The sequence below is a fragment of the Ruegeria sp. CDSA021 genome, from assembly GCF_059612325.1.
Genome location: NZ_JBXWQJ010000014.1, coordinates 26,793 through 47,468, shown reverse-complemented (window position 1 = coordinate 47,468; position 20,676 = coordinate 26,793). Strand labels below are relative to the sequence as shown.

The 20,676-nt window shown below is 56.0% G+C and carries 21 protein-coding genes; 20 read left to right on the top strand and 1 reads right to left on the bottom strand.

Annotation, left to right across the window (positions count from 1 at the left end; all coding sequences use genetic code 11):
- The first annotated feature begins 238 nt into the window (after positions 1-238).
- The 20 genes from AC2FLD_RS17490 to nhaA all read left to right on the top strand — a co-directional run bounded on the left by AC2FLD_RS17490 (position 239) and on the right by nhaA (position 18,757).
- Positions 239-835, top strand: a complete 597-nt coding sequence (locus AC2FLD_RS17490) for a lytic transglycosylase domain-containing protein (RefSeq protein WP_496671818.1) — start codon at positions 239-241, stop codon at positions 833-835.
- Entirely contained in the window at positions 832-1,128 is a 297-nt protein-coding gene (locus AC2FLD_RS17485) for a hypothetical protein (RefSeq protein WP_271951197.1), read from the top strand. Before AC2FLD_RS17490 ends, AC2FLD_RS17485 begins: the two co-directional genes overlap by 4 nt.
- Positions 1,129-1,131: 3 nt before the next feature.
- Positions 1,132-1,410, top strand: coding sequence for a VirB3 family type IV secretion system protein (locus AC2FLD_RS17480; RefSeq protein ID WP_496671821.1), 279 nt, complete (start codon positions 1,132-1,134; stop codon positions 1,408-1,410).
- Entirely contained in the window at positions 1,403-3,769 is a 2,367-nt protein-coding gene (locus tag AC2FLD_RS17475; protein ID WP_496671824.1) for a VirB4 family type IV secretion/conjugal transfer ATPase, read from the top strand. The genes AC2FLD_RS17480 and AC2FLD_RS17475 overlap by 8 nt, the downstream gene beginning before the upstream one ends.
- The gene (locus tag AC2FLD_RS17470) at positions 3,766-3,903 is read left to right on the top strand and encodes a hypothetical protein (RefSeq protein WP_170642037.1); all 138 of its coding nucleotides are present in this window, start codon (positions 3,766-3,768) and stop codon (positions 3,901-3,903) included. The genes AC2FLD_RS17475 and AC2FLD_RS17470 overlap by 4 nt, the downstream gene beginning before the upstream one ends.
- Positions 3,903-4,649, top strand: coding sequence for a type IV secretion system protein (locus AC2FLD_RS17465; protein WP_496671827.1), 747 nt, complete (start codon positions 3,903-3,905; stop codon positions 4,647-4,649). The genes AC2FLD_RS17470 and AC2FLD_RS17465 overlap by 1 nt, the downstream gene beginning before the upstream one ends.
- Positions 4,646-5,146 (top strand): hypothetical protein, encoded by a 501-nt coding sequence (locus AC2FLD_RS17460; protein ID WP_496671830.1) that lies wholly within the window; start codon positions 4,646-4,648, stop codon positions 5,144-5,146. The genes AC2FLD_RS17465 and AC2FLD_RS17460 overlap by 4 nt, the downstream gene beginning before the upstream one ends.
- Positions 5,143-6,204, top strand: a complete 1,062-nt coding sequence (locus AC2FLD_RS17455; protein ID WP_496671833.1) for a TrbL/VirB6 family protein — start codon at positions 5,143-5,145, stop codon at positions 6,202-6,204. The genes AC2FLD_RS17460 and AC2FLD_RS17455 overlap by 4 nt, the downstream gene beginning before the upstream one ends.
- Positions 6,205-6,221: 17 nt before the next feature.
- Entirely contained in the window at positions 6,222-6,866 is a 645-nt protein-coding gene (locus AC2FLD_RS17450; protein WP_496671836.1) for a VirB8 family type IV secretion system protein, read from the top strand.
- Positions 6,866-7,684, top strand: a complete 819-nt coding sequence (locus tag AC2FLD_RS17445; protein ID WP_496671839.1) for a TrbG/VirB9 family P-type conjugative transfer protein — start codon at positions 6,866-6,868, stop codon at positions 7,682-7,684. The genes AC2FLD_RS17450 and AC2FLD_RS17445 overlap by 1 nt, the downstream gene beginning before the upstream one ends.
- Entirely contained in the window at positions 7,684-8,367 is a 684-nt protein-coding gene (locus AC2FLD_RS17440; RefSeq protein ID WP_496671842.1) for a hypothetical protein, read from the top strand. The genes AC2FLD_RS17445 and AC2FLD_RS17440 overlap by 1 nt, the downstream gene beginning before the upstream one ends.
- An 11-nt stretch (positions 8,368-8,378) precedes the next feature.
- Complete coding sequence (locus AC2FLD_RS17435) at positions 8,379-9,203, top strand: TraB/TrbI/VirB10 family type IV secretion system protein (protein WP_496671843.1); 825 nt, start codon at positions 8,379-8,381, stop codon at positions 9,201-9,203.
- Between the two features lie 203 nt (positions 9,204-9,406).
- Positions 9,407-10,420, top strand: a complete 1,014-nt coding sequence (locus tag AC2FLD_RS17430) for an ATPase, T2SS/T4P/T4SS family (RefSeq protein ID WP_496671846.1) — start codon at positions 9,407-9,409, stop codon at positions 10,418-10,420.
- A 12-nt stretch (positions 10,421-10,432) separates the two neighbouring features.
- Positions 10,433-10,591: a hypothetical protein gene (locus AC2FLD_RS17425; RefSeq protein ID WP_170591513.1), complete on the top strand. Its 159-nt coding sequence runs from the start codon at positions 10,433-10,435 to the stop codon at positions 10,589-10,591.
- Positions 10,584-12,476, top strand: coding sequence for a type IV secretory system conjugative DNA transfer family protein (locus tag AC2FLD_RS17420; protein ID WP_496671848.1), 1,893 nt, complete (start codon positions 10,584-10,586; stop codon positions 12,474-12,476). The genes AC2FLD_RS17425 and AC2FLD_RS17420 overlap by 8 nt, the downstream gene beginning before the upstream one ends.
- Before the next feature lie 80 nt (positions 12,477-12,556).
- Complete coding sequence (locus AC2FLD_RS17415) at positions 12,557-12,751, top strand: YqaE/Pmp3 family membrane protein (protein ID WP_209251525.1); 195 nt, start codon at positions 12,557-12,559, stop codon at positions 12,749-12,751.
- A gap of 309 nt (positions 12,752-13,060) precedes the next feature.
- Positions 13,061-15,952, top strand: a complete 2,892-nt coding sequence (locus AC2FLD_RS17410) for a Tn3 family transposase (RefSeq protein WP_496671851.1) — start codon at positions 13,061-13,063, stop codon at positions 15,950-15,952.
- Between the two features lie 130 nt (positions 15,953-16,082).
- A complete protein-coding gene (locus AC2FLD_RS17405; protein ID WP_299665490.1) occupies positions 16,083-16,634 on the top strand; it encodes a recombinase family protein in 552 nt (183 codons plus the stop codon).
- Positions 16,635-16,700: 66 nt separating this feature from the next.
- Positions 16,701-17,051, top strand: coding sequence for a class I SAM-dependent methyltransferase (locus tag AC2FLD_RS17400; protein WP_367180567.1), 351 nt, complete (start codon positions 16,701-16,703; stop codon positions 17,049-17,051).
- 350 nt (positions 17,052-17,401) lie between these two features.
- Positions 17,402-18,757: a Na+/H+ antiporter NhaA gene (gene nhaA / locus AC2FLD_RS17395; RefSeq protein WP_298854918.1), complete on the top strand. Its 1,356-nt coding sequence runs from the start codon at positions 17,402-17,404 to the stop codon at positions 18,755-18,757.
- Here the strand turns inward: nhaA and AC2FLD_RS17390 are convergent.
- Positions 18,754-20,553 (bottom strand): SLC13 family permease, encoded by a 1,800-nt coding sequence (locus AC2FLD_RS17390; RefSeq protein ID WP_496803724.1) that lies wholly within the window; start codon positions 20,551-20,553, stop codon positions 18,754-18,756. The two genes, nhaA and AC2FLD_RS17390, sit on opposite strands and share 4 nt — an antisense overlap.
- Positions 20,554-20,676: the final 123 nt, after the last annotated feature.

Here is a 20,676-nt window from a genome sequence, read left to right as displayed (position 1 = left end):
AGCGCTCTCTTCGATGCAAGTGGTGTTACGCCGAAGAGAGAATGCGACCAGGTGGGGATGGAACTGCACCCGGCACACAACCGCCACTGACTATGAAGCAGGTGCGGTATCTCCAACGCTACTCGAGTCAAACCATTCAAAACAATGTGAAATCAATTCAGATAACATTAATGTCATTTTGACACTTAGGAAGTTTCGCCGGTTCTCAGTCTCGTTTCTCGTGCTGTGGGTCACGACGATGAACCCCGCTTTTTCCCAGGTCATCGAATACGAACCCGATGGCAGCGTGTTTCTGAACGGTGCGCGGGCAGAAATCGTTGATGGCGTGGTTAAACCAATACGGATGCGGGAATACGAGCTGGACGAACAGGCGCAACCGCCCAAAGCCAAGCCACAGGAAAAGATCGAGATTGCGGGCAAGGCACCGCGGCCTCGCAAAGCCTCTGGTGGCTGGTCGCAGGAACGGATCGTCAAGGAAATCCATGCAGCGGCGGAACGGCATGACGTTCCGACCGAATTGTTCATGGCACTGGTCTGGCAGGAAAGCCGGTATCGGGCTGATGCCCTGTCGCCCAAGGGTGCCATCGGTTTCGCGCAGCTCATGCCGGGAACGGCAAAAGACCTGGGCGTGGACCCAAGGAACCCTGCTGAAAATCTCGACGGTGGCGCTCGCTATTTGGCAGCGCAGTACCGTGAGTTTGGAGACTGGAAACTGGCGCTTGCTGCCTACAACGCCGGTCCCCATAGCGTCGTCCAGTATGGCGGCATCCCCCCCTTCACCGAAACCCGCGACTACGTGCGGATCATCCTAAGCAAAGTGAGTAAAGAACTATGAAAAGACCCCCCATGAAACGGCACCACTTCATCCAACAAGTGGCATTCTTTGCGCTGACAATGACCATCGTCAGCGCAGCACCGGCCTCCGCTGGCTGGCTGCAGGATGCCATTGGCGATTTCATCAACGAGACACTGGCCGACTCGAAGGTCGTAGGCGTGAGCCTTGCAGCAGTTGGCTTCATCTGGGGCTGTCTGGCCTACGTGTTCGGCTGGGGTTCGCTGAAAGGCCCCGTGATCGCAATCGTCGTCGGTGCAGTTATCGGCCTCGCTGACACCTTCATCGGAGCCTGATTCATGGCGCGCCGCAATACGGTCTTTCGCGGCCTGAGCCGCCCCGCAGAATGGGGCGGCCTGCCCGTGATCTATCTCTTGGTGATCGCGGGTATGACCATGCTTGCGTTCTTCTCGTTCGGAGTAGCGCCAGCAATCATTGCGGGCTTTGTTTTCTATACCGGGCTGCGCCTCTTTTACGAATGGGAACCGGCATTCTTCCGCATCCTGTCCGTGACGCTCTCCAAGACACCACGCACCAAAAACCGTCAGCACCACGGGGGAGATTTCTATAGTGCCTAAGCCTGCTTCAAAGGATCTGTTTACCCTCGCTCGCTCGTTGCTTGAGCCGAGCTGGCGTAAGGATGAAATGCACCTCTTTCAGATGTTGCCATATGGCTATGTCGTGGACGATGAGGTCATTTCCACACGTAACGGCGGACTGATCGCCGCTGCCGAAATTACCGGAATCAACGCAAACACTCTGGACGAAAACGAATTCGAGTTTTTGGCCGAGCGTTTTGAACGTGTATTGCGGACCACTCCAATTGAGGTCGCATTCTACGTTCATCGAGTGACCGTGCCCGCTGAGACAGGGCATGTCATCACGGACACAACCGGCTTTGCTGGTGCTGTGGCTGAAGCCATGCGGTCAGCCTCGCTCGATGCAGAGTTGAAAGAACGCAAGATCATCATCAGCGCCATTCTCCAAAAGCGGCAGGATGAGCGGGCAAGACAGATGTTCGGCATGTCGTCTGGAACGATAGACGAGGAACGCTGCGAAATGATGGAACAGCTCGATGGTGTGTTCACCACACTGGCGGGCACGCTGGGTGAGGCCCGTGTTAGCCGGCTGAAGCTCAGCGATGGGCGTTGGCTGGGCTACTATGGAATGCTGCTGAACGGGCGCTATCAGTCAATCGTTCATACGAACATTGCTGAACCAATTGCCTTCAACATGCCGCAAGAGGACGTGCTGTTTCAGGGCAAGACCGGCAAACTGGTCACGGGCGACGATCTGGAACGCGCCATCCGTGTCTATTCCCTGAAGAACTACCCGATGGTGTCGTTCCCCGGTATTTTCGACGGGCTGGACCTGCCGGTTGATGTCGTGATTTCGCAATCTTTCCTGCCGATCAGCCGTTCACAGGCGCAAGAAATGGAACGCCGCAAATCGGGTCAGATGCGCTCGGCTGGTGACAAAGCGAAGTCGCTGGAAGAGGACTTGTCCATCCTGGCCGATGGCATTGCTTCGGGCACCATGTCACTCGGCAAGCACCACCTGTCGATCTGCGTGTTTGGGACAGAGGAAGATCTGAAAACCGCTGAAAAGCATATCATCGGTGAAATTCAGATTTCGGGTGGCACGGTGAAACGCGAAGTGATGTCGGCGCGGACGGTGTATTTCGCGCAGCACCCCGGCAATTTCGCGTTCCGTGCCCGTGAAGAACTGATAACAGATCAGAACTTTGCGGACATGGTAGCGTTTCACATGCGGCCAAAGGGTCTGCCTGAGAACAAGCTGCCTTGGCCTGGACCTCTGGCGACGTTCCCCACCACGCATGGCGACAGCTACGATGTTTCGTTGCACCTGCCCAAGACCAGCTCAGACGCTGAAAACCTTCCTTCCGGCCATACCATCGTTCTGGGTCCAAACGGGTCAGGTAAGACCGTGATTGCGATGTTGCTGGCGACATGCGCTGTCGCTCAGGGCGCGCGGATCATTGCGTTTGACAAAGACCGGGCAATGGAAGCTCCGATGCGGGCACTCGGCGCACAATACACTCGCGTTCGGGTTGGCGAACCCACTGGCATGAACCCGTTTCAAACGGAAACGGATGAAGCGGGGCAAAGCTGGCTGGCAAATTGGGTCACGGCTTTGATGAGCTATGACGAAAAGCTGACCGCCGAACAGAAAGACGAGATCACTCAAGCCTGCCAAGCCAACGCGACCCTGCCCCCACAGCTTCAGAACTTCGATTCACTGGTGGATCGGTTCAGAGCTTTTGATGACGGCAAAAACCTGTTCAAGCGAGCAAGTGAATGGGCCGGTGACGGGCGGTTGTCGTGGATGTTTGGCGAAGGTGGTTCAGATCCGTTTGCGTCTGGCGACCGGCATCTTGTGTTCGACATTTCCGAGGTTCTGGATGACGAGTTGGTCCGGTTGGCGTGGATCAGCTACGTCATGCGCCAGATCGAGCGCCGGTGTGCCTCAAAGGTGCCGACTGTCTTCGTCATTGATGAGGCATGGGTGATCGCTGGCAATCCCTACGGCGCGGACATCCTCAAAAACGCTTACACCACATATCGGAAACTGAACGTCATGATGATGATGATGACGCAGATCCCCGATCACCTCCTGTCATCGGCAGCCAGTAAGTCGATCCTGGAAAACACCAGCACGCAGCTCTTGTTCCCATCCCGATCCGGCAATGAAGCGGACTACCGGGCAATCGGTTTGAACGATGCAGAGCTGGGCGCATTGCGGGCGCATTTTGGCGACCGTGTGATGCTTATGAAAAAGGGTGATGAGAGTGTCTGGCTCGATGTCGATGTCGGCGCACTCGGCCCCTTGCTTCGTGTTCTGAGTGGATCAGACGGCAAGTCTTTCCCTGATCCTGAATGGCGTCAAAACCCCAACTTCTGGAAGGAAATCACATGAAATCTCGCCTTATCCTCGCCCTCGTTGTTCTGGCCGCTGTTGCCGCCTGCACCAACACCTATTCGGGCTATCGCAGCAAATGCGCCTGCGACTTTGAGCGCATGACCCCCCCTGAAAACATGGAGCTTGTTTAATGAACGTCCTGAAAACCCTTCGCACCACTGCAACCGTCACCGTTCTGGCCGCCCTGCCCGTCATGGCGTCGGCCCAGGGTGTTCCGACCATCGACGCCACAGCCATTACACAAGACGCCGCCAACTCGGCAAAGGAAGTTGCTGAAATGGTTCGCCAGTATGAGCAATTGTTGCAGCAGTATGAAAAGCTCGAACAGCAGCGCGCCATGCTGGAAAACTCCTTTAAAGCCATTACTGGCTTGACTGACCTGGACGAGTTCAACAGCCGCAGCTTTCTGAAACTGGCAACCGCAGCCGACACCTTCGGTTATGCGCTTGATGCGGCAGAGGGTGGTATCTCCGGCCTGCCCGATGTCGCTGCGCAGGCGATGGAACGCCGCTCCATCAATCTGGGTTTGGGCGACGGCATCCTGTCTGAGTTCAACGGCTCGGACGTACCAGCTCGTCGCATCCTCTCAGAACGTGGTGGTGCTGGCCTGATGGCGTCTGCTCTGGGTGAGAACGGTTACGACATGGCCGGTCAGCTTGCAGAAGATGCGGAAGATCTGCGCAGTGAAATCGGCCAACAGGAAGATCTGAAGGAGGCCATCGACTACAATACGGCGGTTTTGATGAAACTCCTGCAAGTTGAAATTGAAATCTTGCGCGCAACCTCGGCTAATGCTGTAGCGACTGGCACGGATCTGGCTGCAAACGCAGCGGATCTAAAGACGCTTAGCAATTACGCAAGAGGAGAATCCCAATGAAAAGCCGCACAACATTCGCCCTGACCACACTGACGGCGGCGCTTTTAGCGTCGTCGGCCAGTGCTGAGGCCAGACTGCCGTTTCCCCCCAATGTTGATTGGACATTCGGGGAATATCGGACCTGTCTTGGTTACTCGGGCGTCCGAGCGTTCAAAAAGCCTTTGAAGGAATACGGGGTTGAACAACTGGAAAACGCTGGTCAGGGCGCAGATCAACAGTATGTCGTCGGCAACTGGACCGATGCCATTCTGAATGAGCAAGTGATTGCTGCACATGAATTTGCCATTGAGCAATGCCGCCTGCGCAAAGCCGATGAAGCATTCAGCACTGAATGCCCGCTCGGGAACCTTAGCCGCGAAGCTGCAATCGAGTTGGCGGGCGCGGACCAGGACGGTTTCTGGTCGAAGCCATCCAGCGAACTCAAAACGCTCAAAGACGCGCAGCAAGAACGCTTGGAAGCGCTGCGCCCTGTAATTGAGGAGGCTTGTGGGCCGTGATTCAGGATTTCGTCAGCTCGATTGAAACAGCAATCAGCAACTTTTCTCAGCAAGCATACACCAGCCTGGCGGCGGATCTCGCATCCGCCCTCTGGGCAATTGCTGCGCTGATCTTCGTGGCGATGCTGATCAACGGCGTACTTCAGATCAGAGAAATAGGGTTCGGTGGTTATATCGGCTGGATCATTCGGGCGACGATAATCATCGGAATGGCCTCAAGCTGGTCCTTTTTTCAGCCAATCTATCAAGGCGTTCAAACCTTGCCGGACAGCATTGCTGGGGCGCTCACTGGCACCACAAATGTATGGCAGGCGCTCGATGAGATTGCGCTTCAATGCTTTATTATGGGTCAAACAGCCATCGAGAACGCCACGTGGGGCTTAAGTATTACAGGCGCGATCTTGTGGGTTGTCGGGGCAGTGATTGTCGCCTTTGGAACTGGCATGGCGCTGATTGCAAAAGGCGGTTTAGCGGTTCTTCTCGGACTAGCGCCCGTGTTCATCGCAACGCTGCTCAGTTCGGCAACAGCAAACATCTTTGCGGCCTGGGCAAAAACGACCGTGGGCCTCGTCATGGTGATTGTAGTGTTGACCGGGATTGTCTCGCTGATCCAAGCGCTTTTCGCTTCGGAACTTGGTTCCTTGTCTGATGTAAATGACATGGAAGCCAGCGGACGTTTTCTTGCAATCTGCATCGTGGCTATCGTGATGCTCACGCAGATCCCGTCGCTCGCGGGCGGAATGTCGGGTGCAATCGTGTCGGCATCCTCGGGTCTCGCCGTGGCAACCGGCGCTGTCGCTGCCGTAAGAAGTGCGTTGGGCACTGCAAGCGACGGCGCAAGGGGGGCAGTAGCCGGTGGGAAAACTGCAGCCGCGATGGCCTCCGCAGCCCGAGACGGCACCGGCGTACGAGACAGCGCGTCTCGTGCGATGCAAGCGCGCCGGGACATTGCGCACAGATCTCGCAACCAGGATGGCGCGGCTCGCCAAAGCTACGCCGCTGATCGCTATCGGCAGAGCATAAAAGCTGCCCGTGAGAAACCAACGAAACCATCATAATCCGAGGCAATGAGCAAATGTCACATGTGACAGATCACGAAAAAGAACTCTTTCTGGGCGCTCGACGCGATGCCTTTAAATGGCAGGTGTTTGGTGCTGTCGGTATGGCAATGGGTGTAGCCTCGATGGTCGGTTGGGCATTGATCCTGCCATTGAAGGAAATTCGCGCGGTTCCCTTCTCTATTGACCCGGATTCAAAGCTGCCGGTTCTGCTGACAGAGAAAGTCCAGGAACTGGAACCATCCGAAGCGATGGCCTTCCGTGAAGTTGCAAATTACGTGCGCGACCGGGAAACCTATGACGTCCAGGACAACAACGAGCGCCTGAAATCGGTGCTGCGTCGTTCTGATGAACTGGCCGAAACGTCTTACCGGGATCTTTGGGACGGTTCGAACGATAACCATCCGGACGAGATTTATACGCCCAAGACAAAGGTGCAGACCGAAGTTCTCGGTGTGTCGCCCGTCAATGACGAGACGGTCCAGGTTGAGATCCGCAAGTCGCTGGTTGTTCCGAACCAACCAACCGCCTCGGCCCGGTACGTGGTCACAGTGACCTACGGGTTTGAAGAAAAAATCGTGACGTCGATGGATGAGCTTCTGGAAAATCCATTCGGCTTCGTGGTCACCAACTACCGCGTAGACGCAATGGGAGACATCTGATGCAGCGTAGGATCAAAACACTCACAACCGCCGCTGCAGTCTTGGCACTCGCTACGCCCCTGCTCGCTGAAGTCACACCGACGCCAGACGGAAAGAACGCGGATCACCGCATCACGCATTTCCATTACGTCGAGAACCAGGTGTATCGCATCCCTGTGGGTGAACGCCTGATTACCTATGTTCACTTTCCGCAGGGCGAAACCGTCCGCAGCATTGGTGCGGGCGACACTGAAAGTTTTCAGATCACCCGCCTGCAGGAAGGTCGCGTTATTGCGTTCAAGCCGGAAATCCTGAACTCGGATTCAAACCTGACCGTCCTAACCAATCGCGGGACATACAACTTCTATCTGGTTCCGGCCGAGAGTGCCGCCGAACGCAAACGCGTACCGTTTCGGGTCACGTTCTATTCGAACAACAACGGCGGGACCACAACGCGCCGTGGCACGGTTGCCCGGAGTGAGCCGAAACCGACAGGCCGGTTTGTGAACCAAAACTACTCGCGTTCTGGCAAAGCTGACTTCGCGCCCACTGCAGTGTGGGATGATGGCGTTCACACCTATATGCAGATCCCGCAGGATGCGGAGTTGCCGGGTATCTTCCGCGTCCTGCCTGATGGCCGCGAGCTGACGGTGAACACCACAGTCAAAGAGCGCGGCATTATCCAGGTGCAGGGCCTTTCCGATCTCTGGACGCTGCGCATCGAGGACGACTCTATTTGCGTTCGGAACGATGGCGACAATTACCAAGAGGCAGGCGCTCGCGGTCAAACTGGTAGACCGATCACCTCGCAAACGGTCAAACCGGGGGGCAGCAAGTAATGAACCGCGAAAACACAATTGCGGCACGTGCGGCGGCTGAACAGCCACCACTACGTGTCCGAAAGAAATTTGAGCCCAAAAAACTCATTGGCGTTGCGCTCGCCGGTGCCGTGTTCTTAGGTTTCGTGTGGTTTGTGATGGGCGATGACGCCAAGAACGGCCGCGCAGGTGTCCGCGTCGATGCTCTGCAACAAAGCGGTGGGGAACGCTATGGCCTGCTTACGGCACGGGGGCCGGTCGTGGACGAGCCAGAACCAGACGCATTGCCCGAGGCCATAGCTGTGGCGACACCCGAAACAGCGCCAGTGCAGGTCGATGCCGAAGGGTTGAAACAAGCCCTGAACAGTATCGACCAGCTCAATGGTCGGATCTCCAACCTGCAAGGCGAACTGACCGACGCCAAGATTGCCCTGTCTGAGAAGGACAGTGAAATCGCGACGGTCACTCTGAATTATGAGCGGCTGCAGGTCAGCTTTGATGAGCGGGAAAAGAAATTTCAGACAGAGCTTGCCCAAGCAGTTGCTGATGCCGAGGCACGGGCACTCGCCAGTATGAGTCATCTGCAAACCCAAGGTCTGACCGAGGACGAACGGCGCAGGCTCGAAGAACTCAAGCGGATGCGCGAGCGCCAGAACCAGTCGGACGGCATTGTGTTCGATGAAAACCCATATGGCAGAAACTAATGGAGCTGACGATGAACAGAACAGCACTCTCCCTCGCCCTGGTCACGTTGGCCTCAAGTGCAATGGCTCAGGAACAGAATTACCAGCCCATCAACAGCGGGTCGCAGCCGATCATTTTCCAGCCCGTGCAACCGGCACCGCAGCCTGTGCAGGTTCAGCCGGAAAGCACTCGCCTGCCTGAAGAACAGCGCGGCTATCAGGAAAACCCCAACACGACATGGCAAAACAATCTGGTCGAAGAATATCCGCCCATCGTGGGGGCCTCGATCATTGACGACCCGTCGCGCACGCTGACTCAGGGCACGGTTTTGACCGCTGTGTTTGGTGGTGCGGTAAGTTCAGAGCTGCCGGGTAGCGTGGTGGCAACAATCACGCGCGGCGTCTATTCGATGGACGGAACGAGACTGCTCTTGCCACGCGGATCTAAACTCTATGGCGAATACCGCGCTGATACAAAACTGGCGCAAACGCGGATCGCCGTCGTTTGGAGCCGGGTAATCACACCGGATGGTTTGTCTGCGCAAATCGGTTCAGCCGGGACGGATGGTCAGGGCCGGTCTGGCGCAACCGGACGTGTCGATACGCATTTCGGTGAACGGTTTGGTTCTGCCGCGTTGCTCTCGATCATCGGGATCGCGCCGGTCGCGCTGGTGGCCGACAACGACAGCAGCAATTCGGTACAAACGGATCTGGCAACACAGGTCGGATCAAACTTGCAGAATGCCACAGCAGCGGCACTGGAAGATTACTTGCGGATTACGCCAACTATCTACGTGGATCAGGGAAGCCGTATCAACGCCATCCTGCAGCGTGACGTGGTGTTCGACAACTTCTGAGACAGACCCTTTGAGGCGGCCGTATCGTCGGCCCTTCCGGCCGCTCCCCGCACAATTGAATGCGTTAGCGGCCTTTTGACGCGAATTCAGCACTTTTTGGAATCAATGAATCTTATGTGGGTGCGTTCGCGTTCGAGGCAATGCCGAGAGGCAGCGAAGGCAACCTCCACTGTTCCAAAAAGTGCTCTGCCAAGGATAAAAATATGAGCGGGCGAAACGGCAACGGCCTATTGGAATACTACACCGGCAAGATCGAGCATCTGTTGCATGACGAAAAGCTGAGCGAGATTTCCTTGAACCCAGATGGAACGGTCTGGGTTGAGGAAATGGGCACTACCCACATGACCAAGACAGACATCACTCTGACCAAGGATGATGTTGGCAATATCGGGCGGTGTGTGGCTGGGTTCAGCGACGTGACTTTCGGAGAAAAAAAGCCAATTGCAACGGCCAATGTCCCGACAAAAGAGGGCAAAGCTCGGGTGCAGGTTGTTATCCCACCTGCGACAACCGGCGTGGGGTCCGTTGCGATCCGCCTGCTCCGCGTGAAAAGCGTTGACCTGGGCGCGTTCAGCTTCGCCAGCCAAAAGGCCGCATTGGCAGAAAACAACGATCACAGCGCGCTTGAGAATGCACGGGCGGCTCTCGCAGCGGGCACGATGGGCTTTGACGAGCTGGCCGACCTGTCGATGCAAAGCAAATGGAACGTGATTGTTGCGGGTGGCACATCGTCGGGCAAAACCACCGTTCTGAATGCGATGTTGAAACGCGTCGATCCAGGCGAACGGATCGTGACGATAGAGGAAGTGGCAGAGCTGGACATCGAGCAACCAAACTTCGTGGGCTTGCTCGCTGATCGTTCAGAAGAAAATGGGCCTCGATCCCCGACAAAGCTGCTGGAATCGGCGCTGCGGTTACGGCCTGACCGCCTCGTCTGCGGTGAAATCAGGGGCGATGACGCGAACATGTTTCTGGAACTGGTGAACACCGGCCACGATGGATCTGTCTGCACCATGCACGCAAATTCGCCCGTCGATGCCATTGGACGCATGAGCAAAATGGTGCGGCGCGGATCTCCGACTGTCCAAAAGTCAGAGGTGGTTGATGACATCAGAGCCACCATTCACATGATCGTTCACATGAAGAAAATCGGAGACGAGCGGAAGGTCAACGGCGTGATTTTCCCGCCCTTGATGACCGCTGACCAACTTATCTGAAGGAGAAATAGAATGAAAAAATTTGAGTATCGCAATGTCTTGATGCGGGTAGAGGAAAAAGCAAGCGTGAAGTTTGCGGAGCTTGGGCAAGACGGTTGGGAAATGGTCGGCGTCGTGCCTGCTGAGTTTGGCATCGTGTGCTTTTTCAAGCGTGAGCTGACGGATGGCTGAGTTTCAGGATCTCCCAAAAGGCAAGAAGGTAGCGATAGCCGGCACAATGGGCTTTATCGCTACTTCGGCCTGTGCGGTGTTGGTAGTCGGTCTGGTTATCGAATACCTCAACACGAAAGGCTTCCGGGGGCTGGACATCTGGGCGATACCGGAAAAGTTCATGGCACGGCCAGCAGAAGAACAACAGGTCATCGGGCTTGTGGCTGTTGTGGCCGTCTGCGTTCTGACATTTGCGTTTGTGGCCGCTGCTCTGCGCGGCCCTTCGACCAAATACGGGGATGCCGTTTTTGCGAAAGCGCCTCAGCTCGTAACAGAAGGATACGCGGCACCGCTGAAGCTAAAATCTAAGCTGGACAGTGAAATCGTCTTTGCCAAGTTCGGGCCTCCAAAAGAGAAAAACGCGATTTTCTATAAGCCCGGTCCAAGCGTACAGAAACCACATGCGATGTTTATAGCTCCGTCTGGCTCGGGTAAAACAAGCGGCTTTGTGATCCCCAACATTCTGCGTTTCAACGGCTCCTGCGTTGTTCTGGACATCAAAGGCGAGATATTCCAAGCGACCGGCGCACGGCGGGCAGCAATGGGGGATGAGGTCTTTGTTTTCGACCCTGAGAACCCAGAAAAAAGCCACAGCTATAACCCGCTGAGGCGCGCAGCTCGCGCAGACAATCTGGATCGGCGTTGGGAAGAAGTAATTCAGGTCGCAACGCAGATGTTCGACACGCCCAGCTCGTCCGCTCAGGGCTTTTTGGGCGGCGTTGAAGGCATGTTCTGCGCAATGGCGATGTTGGCAATCAAGCGGAACCGTCCGTACATTTCCGAGATCCTGCGCCTGGTCAAAACGACCAAGCAAAAGGATTACGAAAAGATGGCCGAAGAAGTGGGCTATGCCCGGGCAGCAGATGAGTTCCTGAATCTAGCAGCCGAAGAATCCAAAATCCTCCGGTCAACGATTTCGGTTATGAACAACTCCGGCCTTCAGCTCTGGCGCAACCCGTCTGTGGCAAGAGCGACGCAGGGCAATGACATCAACTTTGAAGATCTGCGTCGGCGCCCCACCTCGATCTATTTTTCTGTGCCGGGGAAAAAGGTCAAAGAGTTCCGGACACTCATTCGCCTGTTTTTCCTCGATCTGGTGAACACAATCGAAACCGTTGAGCCGGGCGAAGATGAGCCGTTCAAGGTTTTGATGCTGCTCGATGAGTTCCAGCGCCTCGGCCACTTAGAGCGCGTTGTGGAAGCCTATGACACCATGCGATCGTTCGGTGGCAGGCTCGTGGTGATTTCGCAAACACTGTCACGTCTTCAGGACATTTATGGGCACGAGGGCGTGCGGGCGATGCTGGCAAACGCCGGGACGCAAATGTTTGCGGCATCTGAGGATTCAGAGGTACGCGAACACGTGTCCAGGTCCATCGGCGACAAAACAGTAATGAGCAAATCGAAGTCTCGGGCGCTCGGCAAAATGGAAATGGGCAGCATATCGGAACGCGAGGAAGGCATTCGCCTTCTCCGGCCCGAGCACGTTGGTCGTCTGCCGGAAAACGAGGTTGTACTGATCCGCGAAGGCAAGATGCCGGTAATTGCAAACAAGATCCGATATTTCGAAGATCCTTATTTCATGCAGTTCCTTGGGGGTGACACTCCGAAGATCAAAGGCACACACCTCGATCTCGCTTTAGAGCAAGCCAGGGACACGGCAAAGGCGCTGGCTGAAGCTAAACCGGCCCCTGCCCCGGTGAAAGACGTATCGGAAAAAGATCAGGAACTTCAGGCGGCTTTTGATGCGCAGCGCACCGTTGCGAAACGAAAGAGCAGGTCCGCAAAAGACATGGCGGTGGAGAAAATGAGAGCCAAACGGCCTGAAAGTAGCACCTCCGCTTGACGGGGGTGCTGTTTAAGTAAATCTGCGTTTAACCATGTTTGTGAGAACATAGCGGTCTAACTATCAGAAGGTTTTTTCAGATGAGATTGATACTCGCGATTTTGCTGCCGTTTGTGGTGTTCTTCACGATCAGACGCCCATTTCAGGGCTTTTTCTGCCTGCTCCTGCAATTGACGCTCATTGGCTGGATTCCAGCCGCTATTTGGGCTGTGTACTCGCTGAGCCAGTACAACACAGACAAGAAGATCAAAGCCGCGACTAAGGATAGGGCATAGAAATGGATGAAATCCGAGCTGGATCGGCTAAAGGGGTCAAGTGCGGCTGAGTGTTAAATCCCCCTTTAGGCGATTTCTTGGCAAAGCCGTCTTTCGCGCACGGCGCAGCGGATTCAACGAAAGAGCCCAACCCGGTCATCGGAAATTTGTGCTGCGAGCGCGCGCAGCAAAAGTTTTGCCACAGGTGTTTGGCCCAACTGGCCCGAGCGTGCATATTTGGGCGTTATGAGGAACAATAGCGGAACGCAGTTCAGCTTGACGGCAACCTGATCTCTACTCAATTTTCCCTTTCGGTTGGAGGGTATTGTATTGGAACGAGAATTTCTGGCTGTCTGGAGTCTGTCTTACGCTGATCTTGAGTTCGTAAACGGCTATCGGCACGCAATGCGGATTGGGTTGGCTGCCCAGTTAGCGCACTTTCGGCGCTTCGGGTATTTCCCAAAGCGACTGAAGGACCTTCCATCAGAATCATTGGATTATCTCGCTGAACAGCTTGGTGAGGATGTCGCGCATGTGTCGAACTATGACATCGGTAGTGACACGGCGCGCCGCCACCGGTTGGAGATTCTACGCTTTCTCGATATCCGCCGCGCCAATGACCGGGATCGCGCCAAACTGCGCGAAGCACTTGCATCACAGGTTTCGACTTCGGGTCCCTCCATAGAAGATCTGGTTCAATTTGGCTATGAATGGGCCTTGGGCCAATCGGTGTTCATCCCATCCCGAAAGATCATGGAACGCCTGGTGCGATCCGCGCAGTATAATTTTCAGGAAGAACTGCTGGCGCATGTATCCAGCCGGTTGTCATCGCAAACCATTGCAGCACTGGAAGCCAGCTTGGCCGACCCACGCGGCGATCATGGCTTTCAAAGCCTGAAAGACGATGTTGGCGCAGCCTCGCTGGACAATGTGCTCGATGCAGCTGACCGCCTCGCCTTTATTCAAGGTCTCAGTCTGCCTTTCGATGTGGTCGATGGAGTTGATCCAGCTTGGGCAAAGATACTGAGCCGCCGGGTTGAGGGGGAAACTGCTTCAGAGATGCGGCGGCATAGCCAGGAAAAGCGCCTGGGATTGTTGGCGATCTACCTGATGTCGCGCAGATCGCAATTGATCGATGGTCTTGTCGATCTGCTGATTGATGTTGTTCATCGCATCGGCACACGGTCCAAACGCAAAGTTATCAGCAAGATTGCTGCCGACATCGAAAAGGTCCACGGCAAGGAACGGTTGCTGGTGGACATTGCGACAGCGGCGATGATGGCCCCGAACGGCAAAGTCTCTGATGTGATCTTTCCAATCGCGGGCGCGGCCAAGCTGAAAGCTATCATCGACGAACACAGGGCCAAAGGAACACTGGATGTTCGGATTCAGACTGTGATGCGGGGTTCCTATGCCAGCCACTATCGCCGGATGCTGCCGTCCTTGTTATCCGTTTTGCGGTTCCGTTCAAATAACGACATCTGGCGACCGATCCTGGATGCCTTGGATCTGATCATCCGACTGAACGAAGAAGGGCGGCGCTATGTGCCAGTCTCACTGGCACCGGACGGTTCAATCCCGCGTAAATGGCAGGAAACCGTGATCGACAAGCGCGGTCGGCTGAATGTCATTTCTTATGAGCTCTGTGTCCTGACCCAGTTACGGGATCGTATCAGGTCAAAAGAGATCTGGGTCGAAGGGGCTGATCGTTATCGCAACCCGGACGATGATCTGCCGAAGGATTTTCCAGAGAAGCGCGACGTATACTATGCTGGTCTGAAGCTCACCCAGGATGCGCGGGAATTTTCCCGATCTGTTCGGGAACAGTTGGAGTATGAGTTGCGCCAACTCAACGCCTCGCTGCCCAGCAATGACAAGGCGCGCCTGCGCTGGTCTGGCGACAACCGCATTAGCATTACACCTTTCACCCCGGCACCAGAACCAAAAGGATTGATCGGCCTTAAATCAGAGATTAGTCGACGGTGGCCCATGACCGGGCTGCTGGATGCGCTGAAGGAAACCGCGCTGGACACAGGCTTTCTGGGAGCATTTGAAACGTCGGCCAGCCGGGAAGCACTGCCGCGTAATATTCGGGATCAACGCCTGCTGCTTTGCCTCTACGGCCTGGGCACCAATGCCGGTTTGAAACGTGTAGCTGCTGGCACGCCGGAAATCAGCTATGATGAGCTGTTGCATATCCGTCGCCGCTACGTCGATCCCGCGTCTCTTCGGGCAGCGGCGGCCAAGGTTGCAGATGCCACGTTGGCGGTTCGCAATCCGTCAGTTTGGGGCAATGCGGGAACCGCCTGCGCGGCGGATTCCACCAAGTTCGGAGCCTGGGATCGCAATCTGATGACCGAATGGCACGCACGCTATGGCGGGCGCGGTGTCATGATCTATTGGCATGTAGAACGGCAGGCAACTTGTATTTATTCCCAGCTGAAACGCTGCTCATCATCCGAAGTGGCCGCGATGATCGAAGGGGTTCTGCGCCATTGCACCGACATGGAGATCCAGCGCCAGTATGTTGATAGCCACGGCCAAAGTGCCATCGGCTTCGCCTTCTGTCATCTTCTTGGATTCGAACTGGCCCCGCGTCTGAAGGCCATCGCCCGACAAAAGCTGGCCTTACCGAATTCCGCAATGCGGGGACAACTGCCCAACCTGCTACCGATCCTGTCCGGCACTGTTGACTGGGCCGAGATCGAAAGACAGTACGACGAAATGGTCAAATACGCTTCGGCCATGCAGCACGGCACGGCCGATCCGGAAGCCATCCTGCGTCGTTTCGCCCGCGCTGATGTGATGCATCCAACTTACAAGGCTCTCGCTGAGCTCGGGCGAGCGATCAAGACCATCTTTCTATGTCGTTATCTTCGATCCGAGGATTTCCGCCGCGAGATTCATGAAGGGCTGAATGTGGTGGAGAACTGGAACAGCGCCAATGGTTTCGTGTTCTTTGGCAAAGGCGGCGAGATTTCCAGCAACCGGATTGCCGATCAGGAAATCTCCGCCCATGCTTTGCATCTGCTTCAGGCATCCCTTGTCTATGTGAACACGCGCATGGTGCAATCCGTGTTGTCAGAACCGGGATGGGCAACCCGCCTGTCTGAGCGGGATTACCACGGTCTCACGCCACTGATCTATTCCCACATCAATCCCTATGGCCGGTTCGATGTTGACCTACACAAGCGGATCGACTTCGGAGCAATGGCCGCCTGATCCGTGCGTCACAAAAGGGTACACCCGCAGGAGACAGGGTGATGTGGCACGCCAAGATGTCACAAATGAGTAGTCAACAGCATATTGTTACATTATCAGAGTGGGAACCACCCTAATGTGACAATTTGCTATGCCCAAGATTGGATATGCTCGCGTCAGCTCATCAAGCCAGGATCTTGATATCCAGAAAGCCACGCTGAGAGCAGCAGGCTGTGAGATCGTTCGATCCGAAACAGTCTCTGGTGCTTCCCGTGATGACCGTTCTGAATTGGCTACAGTGATAGAATTTCTGCGCGAAGGGGATGAGCTGGTTGTGCATCGCCTAGATCGCCTCGGTCGTTCCACGCGTGACGTGCTGAACTTGGTATATGAGCTGGACGCCAAGGGCGCATCACTTCGTGTTCTTGAACCGGACGTAACCACCGCCGGAGATATGGGTCGCATGGTCATCACCGTTCTCGGTATGGTCGCCGATATGGAGCTGAAGTTTATCCGCGACCGTCAGCGTGCTGGGATCGACACCGCCAAAGGTAAAGGTGTCTACAAGGGGCGGCGGAAATCCGTAGATGATGAGGAAATCCGGCGATTGGCGAGCGAGGGCACCGCAAAAGCCCAGATCGCGCGTGAACTAGGGATTTCAAGAATGACCGTATACCGGGCGCTTGCTGATACAGACGTCTGAACCAGCCCTTCGCGTTTCGCGCGGTGGAAGTCTTCGGATCGAAGATACCGGCCAAGGAAGTTGGATTTGACGCAAGAGTTATACGATGCGGCAAACGAGATTTCGGAAGGGGTCAACTTGAGCGACAAAACCGTGTTCCTTCAGGGTGATTCAACAGACCTTTCTTTTCCCGACAGCCATTTCGATGGTGCGGTTCCAGTTCACGTCGCTATGAACGTCCCGGAAAAGGCTACGGTCTATGCCGAGGCGCGACGTTTTCTCAAATCCGGCGCAAGGTTTAGAATTTATGACATTTTGCAGGGAGAAGGCGGTGAGTTTTGTATCCGGCACCTTAGGCTTCAGAACCTTCGATCAGTCATCTCGCGACACCCGAGGAAATGTCCACGCATCTATTGGCCGCTGGTTTCAAAATTCTGAGTGAAGCGGACTGAACTTTGGAAAGTCACAGCTGGCTCAAGGAAAGAGCCGAAGCACCGAAGTCTGACAAACGACTTCTGGTGACGATCCAGCTATTGTTCGGAGCCGTTCGCGGGGAAATGACAAAGAACCAACTCCGGGGCTTCATGAATGCCGGATGCTAACCTGTTCCTTAATTTGTGAAGCCTAATCAACCGTTTCCGCATTGTCCGTTTCTCAGAAACTGAAAAACCTGCTGGTGAATATCCTGCGTGGATGGCTCCTGCATAGCAAGACATTGATCCACGTGGTCATTGCGTCCACGCTTCAATGGCGTAGTCTCTTTTCACCCGAATTGGCGTAGTTGTCCCATGATAGACAATCATCAAAGCCTGCCCCAAGAGTCCGCCGATAGAATAACAAAACCCTTCGCACGCTTCCTAGAGATCCAAGCGGCCGCGAGTGGGCTCCTGTTCCTGGCTGTTCTGCTGGCTTTGGCGCTGGCAAACTCGCCTTGGCAAGAAGGCTTCCTGGGCTTCTGGAAGACCCCAATTGGCCTGACATTCGGTTCGTTCGATTTCACCCGCTCGCTGCGACACTGGATCAACGACGGGCTGATGACCCTCTTCTTTTTCGTGCTTTCTCTGGAGCTCAAGCGCGAGATCGTACTGGGCGAATTGCAAAACCCGCGACAGGCCGCCCTGCCGTTCGCGGGCGCTTTGGGCGGCATGGTGGTGCCGGTCGCGCTCTATCATTTGTTGATGTCCGGGCAGCCCGGGGCGCACGGTTGGGGAACCGTGATGGCAACCGATACGGCGTTCGTGATTGGGTGCCTGGCGCTTTTCGGAAGGCGAATCCCGTCCACCTTGCGTCTGTTCCTTCTTTCTCTGGCCATTTTTGACGATATCGGCGCAATTCTCGTAGTCGCCTTCGGTTACGGGGAAGCGTTGAACTGGTCGGCGCTCGGTTTGGGTCTGCTGGGAATTGGTATCGTCGCAGGCGCCTCGCGCGTCGGGATCAGAAGTGTCCCGGTTTACTTTCTTCTCGGTGCGGCAGTCTGGCTATGCATCGACGCCTCCGGCGTTCACGCGACCATCGCAGGGGTCATTCTGGGCCTTATGACGCCGACGCGCATATGGGTAAGCGATGCCCGGCTGCATGCAATCCTTGGGCGCCTACGCGCCGTTCCGGCCGGCGATCGGCAGCAGGGAGATACCGCAACCCGCCATAACCTGCGTCAAGCAAGCAGAGCGGTCACGGAGGCACTCTCGCCAGTCGAACGGCTCGAGACAATGCTGCACCCTTGGGTCGGCTTTGCAATCATGCCGATCTTCGCGCTGGCAAATGCCGGCATCACGGTTCAGGGTGCCGATTTCGAACAACCGGTCTCCTTGGCGATAATTGTCGGCCTGGTGTTAGGAAAACCGATCGGCGTCTTCGGGTTCAGCTGGCTAGCTGTCCGATTGGGCCTGGCAGTGTTAGCGCCGGGCCTGTCGGGGCCGTTAATTCTGGCCGGCTCGTTTCTAACTGGTATCGGTTTCACGATGTCGCTGTTCATAGCGGGTTTGGCCTTCGATCCGGCGACGCTGAATGCCGCAAAGCTTGGAATTCTCTCAGGATCAGCTATTGCCGCAACGGTCGGGATCCTCATGCTGCTCCTGCTGACAATTCATGCAGCGCGCGCAAAATGCGCTACAAGTACCGCAGATCAAGACCGGATACCCTAGAATGGGAAGAATACCGGGATCACCCCGACCACGGCTGCGCCGACGATAAGATTCATCGGAACGCCGATCCTGAGGAAGTCGGAAAACCTGTAGTTCCCTGCGCCATATACCAATGTGTTGGTCTGATAGCCGACCGGAGTGGCGAAACTTGCACTTGCGCCAAACATCACAGCGACGACGAACGGCTTTGCGTCGACACCGAGTTGTTCCGCAACACCGATCGCGAGAGGTGTAACGACGACGGCAACGGCGTTGTTGGTAACCGCCTCGGTGAGCGCCGAAGACAGTATGTAGATCGCAGCGAGCGTAACAATTAGGGGCAACTCTACGAGAGTCGGCACCAATGTCTCCACGATCAGGTTGACAGCTCCTGCATTCTGCATACCGCTTCCGACGATTAGCATGGAAAAGATCAGCACAAGGACGCTGGCGTCGATGGACGCCCAGGCTTCGCCGCTGTCGATGCACCGGAGCACGAGGATGGCAGCGACCGCGACAAGGGCAAGCACGCTGATCTCGGCGAACCCGGCTGCGGCGAGCGCCACAACCGCGAAAAGCGCGAACAGAGCTAGCGGCGCTTTCCCGCGGCGGAAGGCGCGCCCCCCGGCATCTGTGATCGCGGCAAGATCGCCCGCCTCGGTCATTCGGGCAAAGCCTTCAGGCGTTCCTTCCAAAAGCAGTGTATCGGCGGGGCGCAAAAGCGCCGTCGACAGGTCGGGTCCAAGCACTTCCCCATGTCGGTGGGCGCCAAGAACACGCATGCCGTATCGGTGCCCCATGGCAAGCTGGGCAATGCGCACTCCGCGGCTTCGGCGTGAAAGCGTCACGATAGCTTCGGCGACAATCAGCTCCGAGGTGTTTTCGGCCGCTGGCCCCTGGCGCAACCCGACTTCGATCCCTTCAAGTTTCCTGAGGGTGAGCAGTTCTGATGTCGCAACCTTGGCAATGATCCTGTCGCCCGGTTCGAGTATGTGTTCACTCAATCCCTCTCTCTTGACTCCAGACCGCGCACGGATGCCGACGATTTCAACACCTCTTCGGCTGAGGGCGGCGATTTCATGAATCGTTCGACCAATATTCGGGTAGTCCTCTTGCGGGCGTACCTCGGTCAAAAAAGTCGCTTTATCGTCGCCGCCCTGTTCCGCAATATCCTTTCGGTCCGGCAGTAGGACAGGTCCAAGCAGGAGAAGCGCCACACCGCCTGTGGCCGCGGCCACCAGACCGACCGGTGTGATCTCGAAAATTGAAAACGGTTCCAAGCCAGACGCCTGGGAAACGCCGTCCACCAGAAGGTTGGTCGACGTGCCGATCAGAGTACACGTCCCGCCCAGGACGGACATGTAGGATAGCGGAATCAACAGGCGTGTCGCAGCAAAGCCCAGGCTCTGCGCCAAACGAATGGCCACCGGTATGAGGACGATGACGACCGGCGTGTTGTTAATCAGACCCGAGGCGACTAGCGTCGCGATGAGAAACGCCGCTATACCGGCGACCGGGCGCTTGCTCCCTGCGGCGACAACCTTGTTCGCAAGTGCGTCGAGAAACCCGGTTCGGACCAGCGCGCCGCTGATTACGAACATCGCGGCGATCGTTATGGGTGCAGGGTTCGAAAACACTGCCAGAACTTCATTCGTGGGGACAAACCCCAATACGACAAACAGCGCGGCGGCCCCCGCAGCGGTTACGTCCGGTTCGAAGCGCTCGGAAAGAAATGCTGCGAACAGAAGGATGACAATTGCGAGCGCAAGATAGGGTTCATAGTCGGCCATGAGCTCAATCTGTCCGCCCTCCTTCATTCATACCTTTGCCGCTGACGATATGCCGGTCGCAGCATCCACCTTCCTGAATAGAGCGACAACTGAATAATCAGCCCAATTGTCCCGACAATACTGGCTCAGAAAGAAACCCTACTGGCGCAG